Raw genomic sequence first — 16955 nt, forward strand, 5'->3', positions numbered from 1 at the left:
GCCGTCCGGATCCACTCATCCGACAGGAGTCAGACCAGCCATGACCACCAAGGCCAAGCCCACCGACGACAGCTTCCATGTCTTCGACACCACGCTGCGTGACGGTTCACAGCGTGAAGGCATCAACCTGACGGTCGCCGACAAGCTCACCATCGCCCGGCACCTGGACGAGTTCGGCGTCGGCTTCATCGAGGGCGGCTGGCCGGGCGCCAACCCCCGCGACACCGAGTTCTTCGCCCGCGCCCGCCAGGAGATCGAGTTCAAGAACGCCGAGCTGGTCGCCTTCGGCGCGACCCGCAGGGCGGGCGGCTCGGCGGCGACGGACCCCCAGGTCAAGGCGCTGCTGGAGTCCGGCGCCCCGGTCATCACGCTGGTCGCCAAGTCCCACGACCGCCACGTGGAGCTCGCGCTGCGCACCACGCTGGAGGAGAACCTGGAGATGGTCCGCGACACCGTCGCCCACCTCCGCGAACAGGGCCGCCGGGTCTTCGTGGACTGCGAGCACTTCTTCGACGGGTACCGCGCCAACCCGGAGTACGCCAAGGCCGTGGTGAAGGCCGCCGCCGAGGCCGGCGCCGACGTCGTCATCCTCTGCGACACCAACGGCGGGATGCTCCCGGCCCAGATCCAGGCCGTCGTCGCCACGGTCCTCGCCGACACCGGCGCCCGGCTCGGCATCCACGCCCAGGACGACACGGGCTGCGCCGTCGCCAACACCCTGGCCGCCGTCGACGCGGGCGCCACGCACGTCCAGTGCACCGCCAACGGCTACGGCGAGCGCGTCGGCAACGCCAACCTCTTCCCGGTCGTGGCCGCGCTGGAGCTCAAGTACGGCAAGCGGGTGCTCCCCGAGGGCGCGCTGGCCGACATGACCCGGGTCTCGCACGCCATCGCCGAGGTCGTCAACCTCACCCCCTCCACCCATCAGCCCTACGTCGGCGTCTCCGCCTTCGCGCACAAGGCCGGGCTGCACGCCTCCGCGATCAAGGTCGACCCGGACCTCTACCAGCACATCGACCCCGCCCTGGTCGGCAACACCATGCGGATGCTGGTCTCCGACATGGCCGGCCGCGCCTCCATCGAGCTGAAGAGCGACGAGCTGGGCATCGACCTCGGGGGCGACCGCGAGCTGGTCGCCCGGGTCGTGGCGCGCGTCAAGGAACGCGAACTCAAGGGCTACACCTACGAGGCGGCCGACGCCTCCTTCGAGCTGCTGCTGCGCGCCGAGGCCGAGGGCCGGGTGCGGCGCTACTTCCGTATCGAGTCCTGGCGCGCGATCGTCGAGGACCGCCCCGACGGCACCCACGCCAACGAGGCGACCGTGAAGCTGTGGGCCAAGGGGGAGCGGATCGTCGCCACCGCCGAGGGCAACGGCCCCGTCAACGCCCTGGACCGGGCGCTGAGGGTCGCCCTGGAGCGGATCTACCCGCAGCTCGCCAAGCTGGAGTTGATGGACTACAAGGTCCGCATCCTGGAGGGCCGCACCGGCACCGACTCCACCACCCGCGTCCTGATCACCACCGGTGACGGCACCGCCGAGTGGTCGACCGTCGGGGTCGCGGAGAACATCATCGCCGCGTCCTGGCAGGCGCTGGAGGACGCGTACACGTACGGCCTGCTGCGCGCCGGGATCGAACCGACGGACTGACACCCCGCACGACACGCCGCCCCCGTCCGCCCGCCGCAACCGGCAGGGCGGACGGGGGCGTTCGCGTGTACGGCTCCGTACGGAAACCGAGTGAACGGTATTCGCGTGCCCGCGTCAAGGCCCCTTTTCGTTCAGGAGTTGAACGCAGGGACCGTGTTCTTCTCGTTATCAGATGGGTACGGACCAATCTCGACGTGAAGTATTGACGGCTGTGTTCCAGCGAGGTTAACTCCAGCCACCAACGCCGGTACCGGTTCCGGAACCGGTTGCGGTACCGGTTCCATCGCAGGCCGCTGAGGCCGTTCCCTCTGTCCCGTTGTGTCCCTGGAGGCCCCGATGCGTGTCACCATCGCTGATGTCGCCCGCGAGGCCGGCGTCAGCAAGACGACCGTGTCCCGGGTCATCAACACCAAGGGCGAGGTGGACGGTTCGACGGCCGCCCGTGTTCGCGAAGTGATCGCACAGCTCGGTTACGTGCCCAGCTCGGGCGCCGTCGGTCTGGCCCGCGGCAGCAGCCGTACGGTCGGCATGCTGGTGCCCTCGCTGACCTGGCCCTGGATGGGCGAGGTGCTCCAGGGCGTCGTCGACACCGTCGAGGCCGCCGACTACGGGCTGCTGCTGTTCACCTGCAACCGCGGGGCCGAGTCCGTGGAGCGCTTCACCAGCCAGGTGTCGGCGCGGGCCTTCGACGGACTGGTCGTGGTGGAACCCGAGAACACCCTGGACCACCTCACCGAACTGCACCGCGACGGCCTGCCGATCGTGCTGATCGACGATCGCGGCCATCACCCCGAATTCCCCTCCGTCGTGACCACCAACCACGAAGGAGGCGCGTCGGCCGCCCGCCATCTGCGGGATGCCGGACGCACCAGGCCCGTCGTGATCACCGGCCCTCAGGACTTCGGCTGCGTACGCGACCGGCTGGCCGGGTTCGTCTCGGTGCTGCCCACCGACCTCGTCGTCCGGGGGGACTTCACCGAACGCTGCGGCCGGCTGGCCGTGGAGGAACTCCTCGCCGCGGGCACGGAGTTCGACTCGGTCTTCGCCCACAACGACATCACCGCGGCAGGCGTGCTGCGGGCGTTGCGCGCCGCGGGGAAGACCGTGCCCGGGGACATCGCGGTCGTCGGCTTCGACGACATCCCGATGTCCGAGCACACCGAACCGCCCCTGACCACCGTGCGACAGCCCACCCGGCAGATGGGTGAGACGGCCGCACGGATGCTGCTCTCCCACCTCGGCGGCACGCCCGTACCCGACGCACCGGTCGTGCTGCCCACCGAACTGGTCGTGCGCCACTCGGCGCCCTAGCGGCCAGGGCTCCCCCAGGCCCACCGCACCTGCTACGCCCACAACCGCTACGCCCGTACAAGGCGCGCCGAGCGCTGCCCGTTTCCGGATCTCCCAGACCCGCCAGTCCCTCCTGGAGTCGTTATGTCCGCACGCCGTCACACGCTGAGAGCCGCCGCGCTCGCCACCGCGGTGGTCGCACTCGCCGCAGGCTGTTCCTCGGCCAACTCGAACCACAACAAGAACGGCGGCAGCGCCGCGTCGGGCGTCCTGAACCTGGGCAAGCCGGACGGACCGCAGACGAACAACAGCAACCCGTTCCTCAACACCTCGGCCGGCGCGACCCTCGGCTACCGCTGGATGATCTACGAGCCCCTGGCGATGACGAGCCAGATCCGGCCCGCCGACAAGGCCGACCCGTGGCTGGCGACCGACTGGAAGTGGGAGCTCAACTACACGAAGGTCACCTTCACGCTCGACGACCGCGCCAAGTGGGCCGACGGCAAGCCGCTGACCGCCGAGGACGTGGCGTTCACCTTCGACCTGCTGAAGAAGCACCCGGCGCTCAACGCCGACGGCATCAAGTGGGGCGGGATCGAGGTCAAGGGCAAGCAGGTCGTCCTGACCTTCGACGACTCGCAGTACGTCAACCAGAACAAGATCATCCAGCAGTACATCGTGCCCAAGCACATCTGGGAGAAGGTCAAGAACCCGGAGACCTGGCCCAACCGCACCCCCGTCGGCTCGGGCCCGTACAAGCTGAAGACCTTCACGCCGCAGACCACCACGCTGACCGCGACGCCCACCTACTGGAAGGGCTCGACCAAGGTCAAGGAGCTGCGCTACAGCACCTACAACGACAACAACGCGGCCACCACCGCGCTCGCCAGCGGCAAGCTGGAGTGGTCGTTCGTCTTCATGCCGGACTACAAGAAGCTGTTCATCGCCAAGGACCCGAAGAACCACAAGCTGTGGTTCCCCTCCGGCCTCGGCATCCACGGCCTCTGGTTCAACACCACCCGCAAGCCGTTCGACAACCCGGCGCTGCGCAAGGCCATGGCGATGGTCATCGACCGCAACGCCATCTACACCCAGGCCGAGGCGACGCTCTACCCGGAGATCACCAACCCCACCGGCATCCCGCTGCCCGCCGGTGAGTCGTTCATCTCCCCGGAGTACAAGAGCGCCACCACCAAGCCCGATGTCGAGGGCGCCAAGAAGGTCCTGGAGAAGGCCGGCTTCACGCTCAGCGGCGGCGTCCTCAAGGACCCGAGCGGCAAGCCGGTGAAGCTCACCTTCACCGACCCGGCCGGCTGGAACGACTACATCACCGGCCTGTCGATCATCAAGGACAACATCAAGAAGATCGGCATCGACGCCAAGGTCAAGACGCAGACCGCGGACGCCTGGGGCGCGGACGTCGCCAACGGCAACTTCGACGCCACCCTGCACTGGACCAACAGCGGCGCCACCCCGTACGACATGTACCAGAACATCATGGACGGCGCCCTGCTCCAGCCGATCGGCAAGCCGTCCCAGTCCGGCAACTTCGGCCGCTTCAAGAGCACCGAGGCGACCGAGGCGCTGAAGGACTTCGCCCAGGCCACCACGGACAGCGCCCGCACCTCGGCGATGAACACGCTCCAGAAGATCATGGTCGAGCAGGCGCCGATGGTCCCGACCGCGGCCGCGCCCATCGGGGCCGAGTACTCCACGAAGAACTGGGTGGGCTGGCCCACCGAGGACGACCCGTACGCCGACCCGCAGCACACCCAGCGCTCCTCGCTGGAGATCGTGCTGAAGCTCAAGCCCGCCAAGTAGTACGCAGGGACTCAGGGATTCCAGGTACCGGTCATGTCTGAACAGTCAGAGAACAACCACATCGTGCTCGAAGCACGCGGAGTCACCAAGCACTTCGCCGTGCGGCGCACGGCAGGCGATCTCCTCGCCCGCCGGCGCCGTACCGTCCACGCCGTCGACGACGCCTCGCTGGAACTGCGGCGCGGCACCGTCACGGCACTGGTGGGGGAGTCGGGCTCCGGGAAGTCCACCGTCGCCAGACTGCTCGCGCAGCTGTATCCGCTCACCTCGGGCGAGATACACCTGGGCGGGCAGCCGGTGAAGGCCGGACGTGGCCGGTCCTTCCGCAGTTACGTACGCCGGGTCCAGCTCATCTTCCAGGACCCGTTCGCCTCGCTGAACCCCGTGCACACTGTGCGCTACCACCTCACCCGGTCACTGAAGATCCACGGCCGGGCGGGCAACGGAGAGGCGGAACTGGAACAGAACCTGACCGCTCTGCTGAACCGCGTCCAGCTGACTCCTCCTCATCAGTACCTGGACAAGTTCCCGCACGAGCTGTCGGGCGGTCAGCGCCAGCGCGTGGCCATCGCCCGCGCGCTCGGCGCCGACCCCCAGGTCCTCCTGGCCGACGAGCCGGTCTCGATGCTGGACGTGTCCATCCGGCTCGGGGTGCTCAACCTGCTCAAGGACCTCAAGGACCGGCTGCACCTCGCGATCCTCTACATCACCCACGACATCGCCTCCGCCCGCTACTTCGCGGACACCACGCTGGTGATGTACGCGGGCCGGATCGTCGAGGGCGGTGACAGCGAGACCGTCACCCAGCGCCCCGCACACCCCTACACCCAGCTCCTCATCGCCTCGGCGCCCCACCCCGACCGGGCGGGCGCCGAGGACGAGCCCGAGGACAACGGCACCGGCGAGCCCCCGTCGCTCATCGACCCGCCCGCCGGCTGCCGCTTCCACCCCCGCTGCCCCAAGGCGATGGAGCGCTGCCGCACCGAGCTGCCGCCCCGCTTCGACCTGGCCGACGGCCAGTGGGCCGCGTGCTGGCTGTACGACGGCACCGGCACCGCCCGCACCGACGACCACCAGAAGGAGGCTGCGAAGTGAAGTTCCTGCTCCAACGGCTCGCCTTCTACCTGGTCACGGCCTGGGCCGCCATCACGATCAACTTCCTCATCCCGCGCCTCATGCCGGGCGACCCGGTCCAGTCGCTGATCGCCCGCTTCCAGGGCCAGCTGGACACCAACGCCATCGCCTCGCTGAAGGCCCTGTTCGGCCTCGACAAGAAGCAGTCGCTCTGGCAGCAGTACACGGACTACTGGGCGCACCTGTTCCACGGCGACCTCGGCCTGTCCTTCACCTTCTTCCCGACGCCGGTCAGCGAGGTCATCTCCCAGTCGCTGCCCTGGACGCTCGCGCTCGTCGGCATCACCACGCTGATCAGCTTCCTGCTCGGCACCGGCATCGGCGTCTTCACCGGCTGGCGGCGCGGCTCCTGGATGGACAGCCTGCTGCCCGTCACCACGTTCATCTCGTCGATCCCGTACTTCTGGCTCGGGCTCATCGCGATCTCGCTGTTCGCCGTGAAGTGGCCGCTCTTCCCGGCCGACGGCGGCTACGACAACTCGCTGGTGCCCGCCTTCGACTGGCCGTTCATCTCCAGCGCGCTCTACCACGGGGTGCTGCCCGGCTTCACGATCGTGCTCAGCGCCGTGGCCGGCTGGATCCTCGGCATGCGGAACATGATGGTGACGGTGTCCAGCGAGGACTACGTCATGGTCGCCCAGGCCAAGGGCCTCTCCGAGCGCCGGGTGATGTTCGGTTACGCGGCACGCAACGCGATCCTGCCCAACATCTCCGGCTTCGCCCTCTCGCTCGGCTTCATCGTCGGCGGCACGCTCCTGGTCGAGATGGTCTTCTCCTACCCGGGCATCGGCTACCAGCTCTTCCAGGGCGTGGGGGCCAAGGACTACCCCCTCATGCAGGGCATCTTCCTCATCATCACGCTCTCCGTCCTGGCGGCGAACCTCCTCGCCGACATTCTCTACATGCTCCTCGACCCCCGTACCCGAAGGGAGGCGTAGGGCCATGGCCGTCACCGCAACCGAGGTCGCCGTACTCGATGCCGCCGAAACCCCGGCAGCGAGCAAGCGCAAATTCCGCTTCCTGCGCGGCCGGAAGACCGTCGTCGGACTGGGCATCCTGCTCTTCTTCGTGCTGATCGCGATCATCGGCCCGTGGATCGCCCCGTACGACCCCAGCGCGATGAGCCAGGACCTGCTGCAACCGCCCTCCGGTTCGCACTGGTTCGGCACCACGCAGACCGGTCAGGACGTGCTCTCGCAGATCCTCGTCGGCACCCGGGGCGTGCTCCTCGTCGGCTTCATCGCGGGCATCCTCGCCACCGCCCTGTCCGTGCTGATCGGGGTCACCGCCGGCTTCCTCGGCGGCCTGGCCGACGAGGCCCTGTCGCTGCTGTCCAACGTCTTCCTGGTCATCCCCGGACTGCCGCTGATCATCATCATCGCCAGCTTCGTCACCGACGCGGGCGACCTGCTCATCGCCTTCGTCATCGCCCTCACCTCCTGGGCCTGGGGCGCCCGCGTCCTGCGCGCCCAGACGCTGTCGCTGCGCCGCCGCGACTACGTGGAGGCGGCCCGCGCCACGGGCGAGCCGACCTGGCGGATCATCCTCTTCGAGGTGATGCCGAACCTCACCGCCGTCATCGCCTCCGGCTTCGTCGGCACGGTCATCTTCGCGATCCTCTCCGAGATCACCCTCGCCTTCATCGGCGTCGCCGACATCTCCAACTGGAACTGGGGGACCGTCCTGTTCTGGGCGCAGTCCAGCCAGGCCCTCGCCCAGGGCGCCTGGTGGTGGTTCGTCCCGGCCGGGCTCTGCATCGCCCTGCTCGGCATGTCCCTCGCGCTCATCAACTTCGGCATCGACGAGTTCGTCAACCCGCGGCTGCGCACCGAGACCGGCGGCTCCCGCAAGGTCAGGATGCGCGTCGGCTTCACCCCGGTGGCTCGTACCGGCACCGCCCGCCACAAGGAGACCCGCTCATGAGCGAGCCCGTTCTCACCATCAGCGGCCTCAACGTCGACTACGGGACCGGCGCCGACGCCGTGCACGCGCTGCGCGACATCGACCTCACCCTGCACCGCGGCGAGGTCCTCGGCCTCGCCGGCGAGTCCGGCTCCGGCAAGTCCACCCTCGCCTACGCGGTCACCCGGCTCCTCTCCCCGCCCGGGGTCATCACCGGCGGCGAGGTCCACTACCACCAGCGCGACGGCCAGGCGCTCGACCTGCTGGCCCTGTCGGCGGCCGAGCTGCGCGCCTTCCGCTGGCAGGAGCTGTCGATCGTCTTCCAGGGCGCGATGAACTCGCTGAACCCCGTGTACACGGTCCACAACCAGCTCACCGACGTGCTCCAGGCCCACCGCCCGGAGATGCGGAAGGCCGACCGCACCGCCCGCGCCCGGGAACTGCTCAGCCTCGTCGGGATCTCCCCGGACCGGCTCGGCGCCTACCCGCACCAGCTCTCCGGCGGCATGCGCCAGCGCGTGATGATCGCGATGGCGCTCGCCCTGGAGCCCGAGATCGTCATCATGGACGAGCCGACCACCGCGCTCGACGTCGTCATGCAGCGCCAGATCCTGCGCCAGCTGGTCCGGCTCCGCGAGGAACTCGGCTTCTCGGTCGTCTTCATCACCCACGACATCTCGCTGCTGATCGAGTTCTCCGACCGGATCGCGATCATGTACGGCGGCCGGATCGTCGAACAGGCCGGCGCCTCCGAGATCTACCGCGACCCCCGCCACCCGTACAGCGCCGGACTGCTCCACTCCTTCCCCGCCCTGCACGGGCCCCGCCGGGAACTCAGCGGCATCCCCGGCTCGCCCCCGCACCTCTCGGCGATGCCGTCCGGCTGCGCCTTCCACCCCCGCTGCGCCAAGAAGGTCGAGGGCTGCGACACCCACGTCCCGGTGCTCGCGACGCCGGACGCGGACGGCTCCCGCTCGGTGGCCTGCTGGCTCCACCACGAGGCCCCGGCCACCGCCGCCCGCGCGTAGCGCGCCACGAGCAACGCACACCACAGGAGAACCATGAACCTCGTCACCCCCCAGGCCTACGCCCGCGAGATCGCCGCCCAGGCCGTACCCGGTCTGCCCGCCGGCTTCCGCTGGGGCGTCGCCACAGCCGCGTACCAGATCGAGGGCGCGGCGGCCGAGGACGGCAGGACGCCGTCCATCTGGGACACGTACTGCAGGGTGCCGGGCATGGTCGTCCGCGGTGAGAACGGTGACGTGGCCTGCGACCACTACCACCGGATGCCGGAGGACGTGCGGCTGATCGCGGACCTCGGCGTCGACACGTACCGCTTCTCGCTGGCCTGGCCGCGCATCCAGCCGGGCGGCCGGGGCCCGGCCAACGCCAAGGGCCTCGACTTCTACAAGCGCCTGGTCGACGAGCTGGAGGCCAGGGGCGTCACCCCCTGGATCACCCTCTACCACTGGGACCTGCCGCAGGAGCTGGAGGACGCGGGCGGCTGGCCGGTGCGCGACACCGCGTACCGCTTCGCCGAGTACGCGGCCCTCGCCTACGACGCGCTGGGCGACCGCGTGAAGCACTGGACGACGCTCAACGAGCCCTGGTGCTCGGCGATGCTCGGCTACGCCTACGGAAACCAGGCGCCCGGCCGGCAGAACTTCGGCGAGGCCGTCCACGCCGTGCACCACCTGCTCCTCGGCCACGGCCTCGCCTCGCAGTACCTGCGCGAGCAGGCCGCGGCCCGGGGCAACGAGCTCGAACTCGGCATCACCCTCAACCTGGGCACCGCCACCCCGGAGACCGACAGCCACGAGGACGCCGAGGCCTGCCGCCGCGCCGACGGCATGGGCGCCCGGATCTACCTGGACCCGGTCGTCAAGGGCTCCTACCCCGAGGACGTCGTCGCCGACCTCGCCGCCCAGGGCATCGAACTGCCCGTCCAGGACGGCGACCTGGAGGCCATCTCCACCCCGCTGGACGTCCTCGGCGTCAACTTCTACCGGGGCTCGCTGTTCTCCGGCGTCACCGAGGACGGCGCGACCACCGACGCGGAAGGGCTGCCCGTCACCCGGCAGGTGGAGCGCGAGCTGCCGCGCACCGCCATGGACTGGGAGATCACCCCCTCCGCCCTCACCGACCTGCTCGTCCGTCTGGAGAAGGACTACGGCCTCCCGACGGTCATCACGGAGAACGGCGCCGCGTTCGACGACACCGTCTCCGAGGACGGCGAGATCCACGACGCCGACCGCACCACCTATCTCGCCGACCACATCGCCGCCGTCGCCGCCGCCCGCGCCCAAGGGGCGGACGTGCGGGGCTACTTCGCCTGGTCGCTGATGGACAACTTCGAGTGGTCCTACGGCTACGACAAGCGGTTCGGCATCGTCCGCGTCGACTACGACACGCAGGTGCGGACACTCAAGGACAGCGCCAAGTGGTACCGCGACACCATCCGGCTCACCCGCGACGCCTCGTAGCCCCACTGCCGCGGGTGGCTCACCCTCACCGATACGAACGGGACACCCCACCATGCCCTCTCGTACGACCCTGGCAGCCACCACCGCCGCTCTGATCGCCCTCGCCGCCCCCATGGCCTTCGCCGCCCCGGTCCCCAAGCCGGCGGCGGCCGAGGCCGCGGCCTGGGACACCGACCGGGCCGCCTCCGCCTACGCCGCGAACCCGGGCGCCGTCACCGCCTCCGGCAGCGAGAACGCCGCCTCCGGGCCCGGGGCGGCGGCCGATGGCAACGGCACCACCCGCTGGTCCAGCAACTTCGCCGACGACGCCTGGATCCGGGTCGACCTCGGCTCCGTCATCCGCGTCAGCAGCGTCACCCTGGACTGGGAGGCCGCGTACGGCAAGAAGTACGTCCTGGAGGTGTCGAAGAACGGCACCGACTGGACCACCTTCTACACCGAGGACGACGGCACCGGCGGCAGCGTCACCGCGCACACCTACCCGCAGGAGGTCACCGGCCGCTACGTCCGCATGCGCGGCATCCAGCGCGCCACGGCCTGGGGCTACTCGCTCTACTCCTTCAAGGTGTACGGGGGAGAGCCCGCCCCGGCCTCCACCACCCGCACCAACCTCGCCCTCAACCACCCCGCGTACGGCGACCTCTACCAGCACGCCGGCAACTCCCCGGCCTTCGTCACCGACGGCGGCTGGCCCGCCGACCTCAAGGCCGACCGGTCCCGCTGGTCCAGCGACTGGAACGCCAACCGCTGGGTGGGCGTCGACCTCGGGGCCACCTCCACCATCGACACCGTCGACCTGTACTGGGAGGCGGCCTACGCCGTCGACTACCGCGTCCAGGTCTCCGACGACAACCGCACCTGGCGCACCGTCTACCAGCCCTCCGCCTCCGAGGTCGCCGCCCGCCGCGCCGACGTCAAGGCGCCGGGCGACGCGGTCGGACGGCACGACACGGTGAAGCTGTCCACCCCGGCGACCGGCCGCTACGTCCGGATGCTCGGCGTGGAGCGCCGCTCCTTCTACAACCCGGCCCCGGCGACCGCCCAGTTCGGCTATTCGCTCTACGAGTTCCAGGTCTGGGGAACCGGCGGCAGCGCGAGCGCCGCCTACCCGGCCCTGCCCAAGAACCCCGGCGGCGCCTACACCACCACGTTCTTCGACGACTTCACCGGCTCCGGCCTCGACCGCAACAAATGGCGGGTCGTGCGCACCGGGACGGAGATGAACCCGGTCAACGGCGAATCCCAGGCGTACGTCGACTCGGCGGACAACATCCGTACCGAGAACGGCGCCCTCGTCCTCCAGTCGAAGTACTGCAAGGGCTGCACCCAGACGCCCGCGGGCACCTTCGACTTCACCTCCGGCCGCATCGACACCAACACCAAGTTCGACTTCACCTACGGCAAGGTCAGCGCCCGCATGAAGCTGCCGGTCGGCGACGGCTTCTGGCCCGCCTTCTGGATGCTGGGCAGTAACGTCGACGACCCCAACGTGTCCTGGCCCGGTTCGGGCGAGACGGACATCATGGAGAACATCGGCTACGGCGACTGGACCAGCTCCGCCCTGCACGGCCCCGGCTACTCCGCCGACGGCAACATCGGCAAGCAGCAGACGTACGCCGACGGCGGGCGCGCCGACCAGTGGCACACCTACGGCGTCGAGTGGACGCCCGAGGGCATGACGTTCACCGTCGATGACCGTGTCGTGCAGACGACCTCCCGCTCCAAGCTGGAGTCCACGCGCGGCAAGTGGGTCTTCGACCACAACCAGTACGTGATCCTCAACCTGGCCCTCGGCGGCGCGTATCCCGCCGGGTGGAACAAGGTCACCAGCCCGTACTGGGGTCTTCCGCAGTCCAGCGTCGACCGCGTCGCCCAGGGCGGCGTCAGGGCGGAGATCGACTGGGTGCGGGTGGAGCAGAAGAAGTAGCCCCCGGGCCCCACGAAGCCGCGCCGAAGTCCCCACGAAGCCACCCCCCACGCACCACACCCCACCACACCCCCCCCACAGGCACGTCACCTCCCGGTACCACCCGCACCCCCGCGCGCGGCACGGCCCCCGCCGAGCCGCGCGCGGGCACCGTACGAAGGAGCCGCACACATGCCTCCCCGCACCCGTCGTCGGGCGAGACCCGCGACCGCCGTGCTGGCCGCCGCCACCGTGGTGGCCGGCCTGCTCGCCGGGGCCGTTCCCAGCACGGCGGCCCCGGCCGCCGACGAACCGGCGCCCGTCGCCGTCGACCGCTTCGAGGGCGAGGTGCCCTTCGCCAACCAGCCGGCCGAGGGCATCTTCACCTGGGGCGGCGACGCCGACGACCCGCCCACCCTGGCGCTGAAGGACCGCGCGGACGCCCCCGAGGGCGCCAAGGTCCTCGAAGGCAGCTACGACATCAGCGGCTACGGCGGCTTCAGCCACGACTACGCCGCCGACCGGCCCGCCCACGACTGGTCCGCCCACAAGGGCATCCGCTTCTGGTGGTACGGCCAGAACACCGCGCCCCTGCCGCCCGGTTCGGGCAAGCGGATCGCCTTCGAGATCAAGGACGGCGGCGCCAACGGCGAGGCCTCCGAGCTGTGGACGACCTCGTTCACGGACGACTGGGAGGGCTGGCACCTCGTCGAGATCCCGTTCGCCGACTTCGCCTACCGGGGCGACTACCAGCCGGTCGGCGGCATCGACCAGGTCCTCGGCCTGAACGAGATGTGGGGCTACGCCCTCACCCTGCCGCCCGGCGCCCCCGGCACCTTCGCCATGGACGGCGTCGAGCTGTACGGCAAGGCCGACGCGGCCCTGAAGGCGAGCGTCGTCACCGACGCCGCGGTGGTCCCGGTGAAGCAGGGCGCCTCCGCGGCCCTCGGCCTCACGGTCACCACGACCGGCTCCGTCCCGCTGGAGGAGCCCGTCACCGTCGCGTACGAGACGAAGGGCGGCACCGCGAAGGCGGGCACCGACTTCACGCCGGTGAGCGGCACGTACACCTTCCCGGCGGGCACCGCGTCCGGCACCACGCACAAGGTCACCGTCGCCACCAGGAAGGTGAGCGGCGCCGCCTCCGCGAAGACGATCCCGCTGGACGTGACCGTCACCGGCGCCCGGCCGCCGAAGGAGAACCCGCAGGCCGTCATCGACGCCCACGGGCTGCCCTACCAGAACGCCAAGCTGCCGGTGAAGCAGCGGGTCGCGGACCTGCTCTCCCGGATGTCGCCCGCCGAGAAGGCCGGCCAGATGACCCAGGCCGAGCGCAACGCACTCGGCTCCCACGGCGACATCGCCACCTACGACCTCGGCTCGCTGCTCTCCGGCGGCGGCTCGGTCCCCTCGCCCAACACCCCCGAGGCGTGGGCGAAGATGATCGACGGCTATCAGCTGCGCGCCCAGGCCACCCGCTTCCAGATCCCGCTGATCTACGGCGTGGACGCGGTGCACGGCCACAACAACCTGGTCGGCTCGACGATCATGCCGCACAACGTCGGCCTCGGTGCCACCCGCGACCCGAAGCTCGCCGAGAAGACCGGCGCCGTCACCGCGAGCGAGGTGCGCGCCACCGGCGTCCCGTGGGACTTCGCGCCGTGCCTCTGCGTCTCGCGCGACGAGCGCTGGGGCCGTTCGTACGAGTCGTACGGTGAGGACCCGGCGCTCGTGGAGTCCCTGGAGACCGTGATCCAGGGCATGCAGGGCGCGGCCGACGGCAAGGACCTGGACCGCAACGACAAGGTGCTGGCGACCGCCAAGCACTACGTCGGGGACGGCGGTACGGAGTACGGCTCGTCGACCACCGGTTCGTACACGACCGACCAGGGCGTCACCAAGGTCACCCGGCAGGAGCTGGAGGCCGTCCACCTCGCGCCCTTCGAGGACGCGGTGAAGCGGGGCGTCGGCACGGTCATGCCGTCCTACTCCTCGCTCGACATCATCGGGGACGACAAGGGCCCCGTGAAGATGCACGCCGACGCCGAGATGATCAACGGCGTCCTCAAGGACCGCATGGGCTTCGAGGGCTTCGTCATCAGCGACTACAAGGCGATCGACCAGATCCCCGGCGACTACGCGAGCGACGTGCGCACGTCCATCAACGCCGGGCTCGACATGATCATGGTCCCGACCGAGTACAAGGACTTCACGAAGACGCTCCAGGACGAGGTGGCCGCCGGCCGCATCCCGCAGTCCCGGATCGACGACGCGGTCGCGCGCATCCTGACCCAGAAGTTCAAGCTGGGCCTCTTCGAGAAGCCGTACGCGGACACCGCCAACCTGGAGAAGATCGGCTCGGCGGAGCACCGCTCCGTGGCCCGCGAGGCCGCCGCCAAGTCGCAGGTGCTGCTGAAGAACGACGGCGGTGTGCTGCCGCTGAAGTCCTCGCAGAAGGTGTACGTGGCCGGCTCCAACGCCGACGACATCGGCAACCAGGCCGGCGGCTGGACCGTCAGCTGGCAGGGCTCGTCCGGCCCGATCACCCCGGGCACCACGATCCTGTCCGCCATGAAGAAGGACGCCGCGTCCGTCACGTACTCCAAGGACGCGTCCGCCGACACGGCCGGCTACGACGTCGGTGTGGTGGTCGTCGGTGAGACCCCGTACGCGGAGGGCATCGGCGACGTCGGCAACGGGCACGACCTGGAGCTGTCCGACGCCGACAAGGCCGCCGTCGACAAGGTCTGCGCCGCGATGAAGTGCGCCGTCCTGATCGTCTCGGGCCGCCCCCAGCTCATCGGGGACCGGCTCGGCGACATCGACGCGCTCGTCGCGTCCTGGCTGCCGGGCTCGGAGGGCGACGGCGTGGCCGACGTGCTCTTCGGCAAGCGGGCCTTCACCGGTCAGCTGCCGGTGACCTGGCCGAAGTCCGAGGCGCAGCTGCCGGTCAACGTGGGCGACGCCTCGTACGACCCGCAGTTCCCGTACGGCTGGGGCCTCACCACCCTGAAGAAGCCCCCGGCGGGCGGCGAACTGACGCTCACCGCGCTCGCGCTGGCCGCCCAGGTCGCGGAGCGGACCGGCCTCGGCCGCACCGAGATCGGCCGGGAGATCGTCGGCCAGGCCCGCCTGCTGGTCCAGCAGAAGACCGGCGGCAAGCTGACCGAGAAGGTGTCCAAGCCGTTCGCGGACGCCGACCACCTGCTGCTCACCGGTGATCTGACCGGTGCGGTGGCGAAGCTCAGGACGGCTTACCGGGCCGCCTGACCGGGCGCGGGGCGGGCGGGCGGTGCGGGAGGCCGCCCGCCCGCCCCGTCTTTCCGCCCGCCCGTTTCGCACGGGTGTGCGTTAGCGTGGGAGTATGCGGAACAGGCCGTTCCCCACTGCTGCGGCCCCGGCGCTCCTGGCGGGGCTCCTGATGGTGCTGTCCGTCCTCGCCCTGTTCCTGGCCCCGGCGGCAGCCCCCGCGACGGCCCCCGCCGCACCGGCCGCGACCACCGCCTCCACCGTGAACGACGTCGCGCAGGCCCTGCGCAAGGGGCCCGTCTACGTCGACCCGGCCGCCTCCGACCAGCTCTCCCGGGCCCAGGCCTCCGCACTGACCAAGAAGATCAAGGACGCCGACAAGCCCGTCTTCGTGGCCGTGCTCCCGCAGAGCCCCGCCTTCCCCGAGGACAGCGTCCTGCGCACCCTGCGCACCGAGACCGGGATCACCGGCGTGTACGCGATCCGCCTCGGTGACGGTTTCAGCGCGGGCGCCGACCCGCAGGTGATGTCCCGGAGCGCGGTCATCAACCTCACCGCCGCCGTGAAGACGCCCGGCGCGGACACCGACGCCGCGACCCAGCTCAACACCTTCGTCGACCGCGCCGTCGAACAGGCCCGGGGCCACGCACCCGGTTCCTGGGGCGGCGGCCACCGGTCCTACGAGGGCTCGACCGCCGTCGGCCTGGCAGTCGCGGGCGCCGTGGTGGTCCTCGGCGGAGCCGCCGCGTACACGGTCGTACGGCGGAACCGCAGGCGCAAGGAGACCGAGGAGCGGGCCGCGCTCGACAAGCTGCGGGTCGTCGTGGACGAGGACATCACGGCGTACGGCGAAACGCTGGAGCGGCTGGACTTCCACCCGGCGGAGGCCGGCGCCGACGACCTGATGCGCGCCGACTACGAACGCGCCCTGGACTCCTACGAGAGCGCCAAGTCCCGTATGGAGCACGCCAAGCACCCCTCGGACGTGCGCGGAGTGACCCAGGCCCTGGAGGACGGGCGCTACTCGCTGGCCGTGCTGGACGCCCGCCGCTCCGGCCGCGAACTCCCGGCCCGCCGCCCGCCCTGCTTCTTCGACCCGCGCCACGGCCCCTCGGTCGCCGACGTCCGCTGGTCCCCGTCCGGCGGCAGCGCCCGCGAGGTCCCGGTCTGCGCGGCCGACCGGGTGCGGCTGCGCGAGGGCGAGGACCCGATGAGCCGGACCGTGGACGTCGGCGACGGCACGCGCCGCCCGTACTGGGAGGCGGGCCCGGCCTACGGCCCCTGGGCGGGCGGCTACTTCGGCGGCGGCCTGCTGCCCGGCCTCCTGGTCGGCACCATGCTCGGCTCGATGCTCGCCACCCCGGCGTACGCGGCGGACTACGGGGGCGGCGACTACGGCGGCGGCGACATGGGCGGCGACTTCTCCGGCGGCGACTTCTCCGGCTCCGACTTCGACTCGTCCGGCTTCGGCGGCGGCGGATTCGGCGACGGGGGAGGCTTCGGGGACGGCGGCGGATTCGGC

11 protein-coding genes are annotated in these 16955 nt (G+C 70.5%); all 11 read left to right on the forward strand.

Translation table 11 applies throughout. The features are described 5' to 3' along the window. Positions 1-40 precede the first annotated feature (40 nt). Positions 41-1648 (forward strand): citramalate synthase, encoded by a 1608-nt coding sequence (cimA, locus tag EAO73_RS10030; RefSeq protein WP_147971496.1) that lies wholly within the window; start codon positions 41-43, stop codon positions 1646-1648. A gap of 336 nt (positions 1649-1984) precedes the next feature. Next, a complete protein-coding gene (locus EAO73_RS10035; RefSeq protein WP_147971028.1) occupies positions 1985-2959 on the forward strand; it encodes a LacI family DNA-binding transcriptional regulator in 975 nt (324 codons plus the stop codon). A gap of 123 nt (positions 2960-3082) precedes the next feature. Further along, the gene (locus EAO73_RS10040; RefSeq protein ID WP_147971029.1) at positions 3083-4759 is read left to right on the forward strand and encodes an ABC transporter substrate-binding protein; all 1677 of its coding nucleotides are present in this window, start codon (positions 3083-3085) and stop codon (positions 4757-4759) included. A 33-nt stretch (positions 4760-4792) separates the two neighbouring features. Next, positions 4793-5854, forward strand: coding sequence for an ABC transporter ATP-binding protein (locus EAO73_RS10045; RefSeq protein WP_147971030.1), 1062 nt, complete (start codon positions 4793-4795; stop codon positions 5852-5854). Next, positions 5851-6831 carry an ABC transporter permease gene (locus tag EAO73_RS10050; protein ID WP_147971031.1) on the forward strand — a complete coding sequence of 327 codons (981 nt, stop codon included), beginning with the start codon at positions 5851-5853 and terminating at the stop codon, positions 6829-6831. Before EAO73_RS10045 ends, EAO73_RS10050 begins: the two co-directional genes overlap by 4 nt. Before the next feature lie 4 nt (positions 6832-6835). Beyond that, positions 6836-7816, forward strand: a complete 981-nt coding sequence (locus tag EAO73_RS10055) for an ABC transporter permease (RefSeq protein ID WP_147971032.1) — start codon at positions 6836-6838, stop codon at positions 7814-7816. After that, complete coding sequence (locus EAO73_RS10060) at positions 7813-8823, forward strand: ABC transporter ATP-binding protein (RefSeq protein WP_147971033.1); 1011 nt, start codon at positions 7813-7815, stop codon at positions 8821-8823. Before EAO73_RS10055 ends, EAO73_RS10060 begins: the two co-directional genes overlap by 4 nt. 33 nt (positions 8824-8856) lie before the next feature. Then, the gene (locus tag EAO73_RS10065; protein WP_147971034.1) at positions 8857-10278 is read left to right on the forward strand and encodes a GH1 family beta-glucosidase; all 1422 of its coding nucleotides are present in this window, start codon (positions 8857-8859) and stop codon (positions 10276-10278) included. Positions 10279-10330: 52 nt separating this feature from the next. Then, positions 10331-12205 (forward strand): discoidin domain-containing protein, encoded by a 1875-nt coding sequence (locus EAO73_RS10070; RefSeq protein WP_147971035.1) that lies wholly within the window; start codon positions 10331-10333, stop codon positions 12203-12205. A 171-nt stretch (positions 12206-12376) separates the two neighbouring features. Next, positions 12377-15454 (forward strand): glycoside hydrolase family 3 protein, encoded by a 3078-nt coding sequence (locus EAO73_RS10075; protein ID WP_147971036.1) that lies wholly within the window; start codon positions 12377-12379, stop codon positions 15452-15454. A gap of 94 nt (positions 15455-15548) precedes the next feature. Continuing rightward, on the forward strand, positions 15549-16955 hold a 1407-nt coding region (locus EAO73_RS10080; RefSeq protein WP_147971497.1), incomplete at its 3' end, for a hypothetical protein.

Source organism: Streptomyces sp. col6, from assembly GCF_008042035.1.
Lineage (GTDB): Bacteria > Actinomycetota > Actinomycetes > Streptomycetales > Streptomycetaceae > Streptomyces.

Excerpts from the sequence above, each read along its gene's own strand:
- cimA (WP_147971496.1), top strand. The coding sequence starts at position 41 with ATGACCACCAAGGCCAAGCCCACCGACGACAGCTTCCATGTCTTCGAC.
- EAO73_RS10035 (WP_147971028.1), top strand. The coding sequence starts at position 1,985 with ATGCGTGTCACCATCGCTGATGTCGCCCGCGAGGCCGGCGTCAGCAAG.
- EAO73_RS10040 (WP_147971029.1), top strand. The coding sequence starts at position 3,083 with ATGTCCGCACGCCGTCACACGCTGAGAGCCGCCGCGCTCGCCACCGCG.
- EAO73_RS10045 (WP_147971030.1), top strand. The coding sequence starts at position 4,793 with ATGTCTGAACAGTCAGAGAACAACCACATCGTGCTCGAAGCACGCGGA.
- EAO73_RS10055 (WP_147971032.1), top strand. The coding sequence starts at position 6,836 with ATGGCCGTCACCGCAACCGAGGTCGCCGTACTCGATGCCGCCGAAACC.
- EAO73_RS10060 (WP_147971033.1), top strand. The coding sequence starts at position 7,813 with ATGAGCGAGCCCGTTCTCACCATCAGCGGCCTCAACGTCGACTACGGG.
- EAO73_RS10065 (WP_147971034.1), top strand. The coding sequence starts at position 8,857 with ATGAACCTCGTCACCCCCCAGGCCTACGCCCGCGAGATCGCCGCCCAG.
- EAO73_RS10070 (WP_147971035.1), top strand. The coding sequence starts at position 10,331 with ATGCCCTCTCGTACGACCCTGGCAGCCACCACCGCCGCTCTGATCGCC.
- EAO73_RS10075 (WP_147971036.1), top strand. The coding sequence starts at position 12,377 with ATGCCTCCCCGCACCCGTCGTCGGGCGAGACCCGCGACCGCCGTGCTG.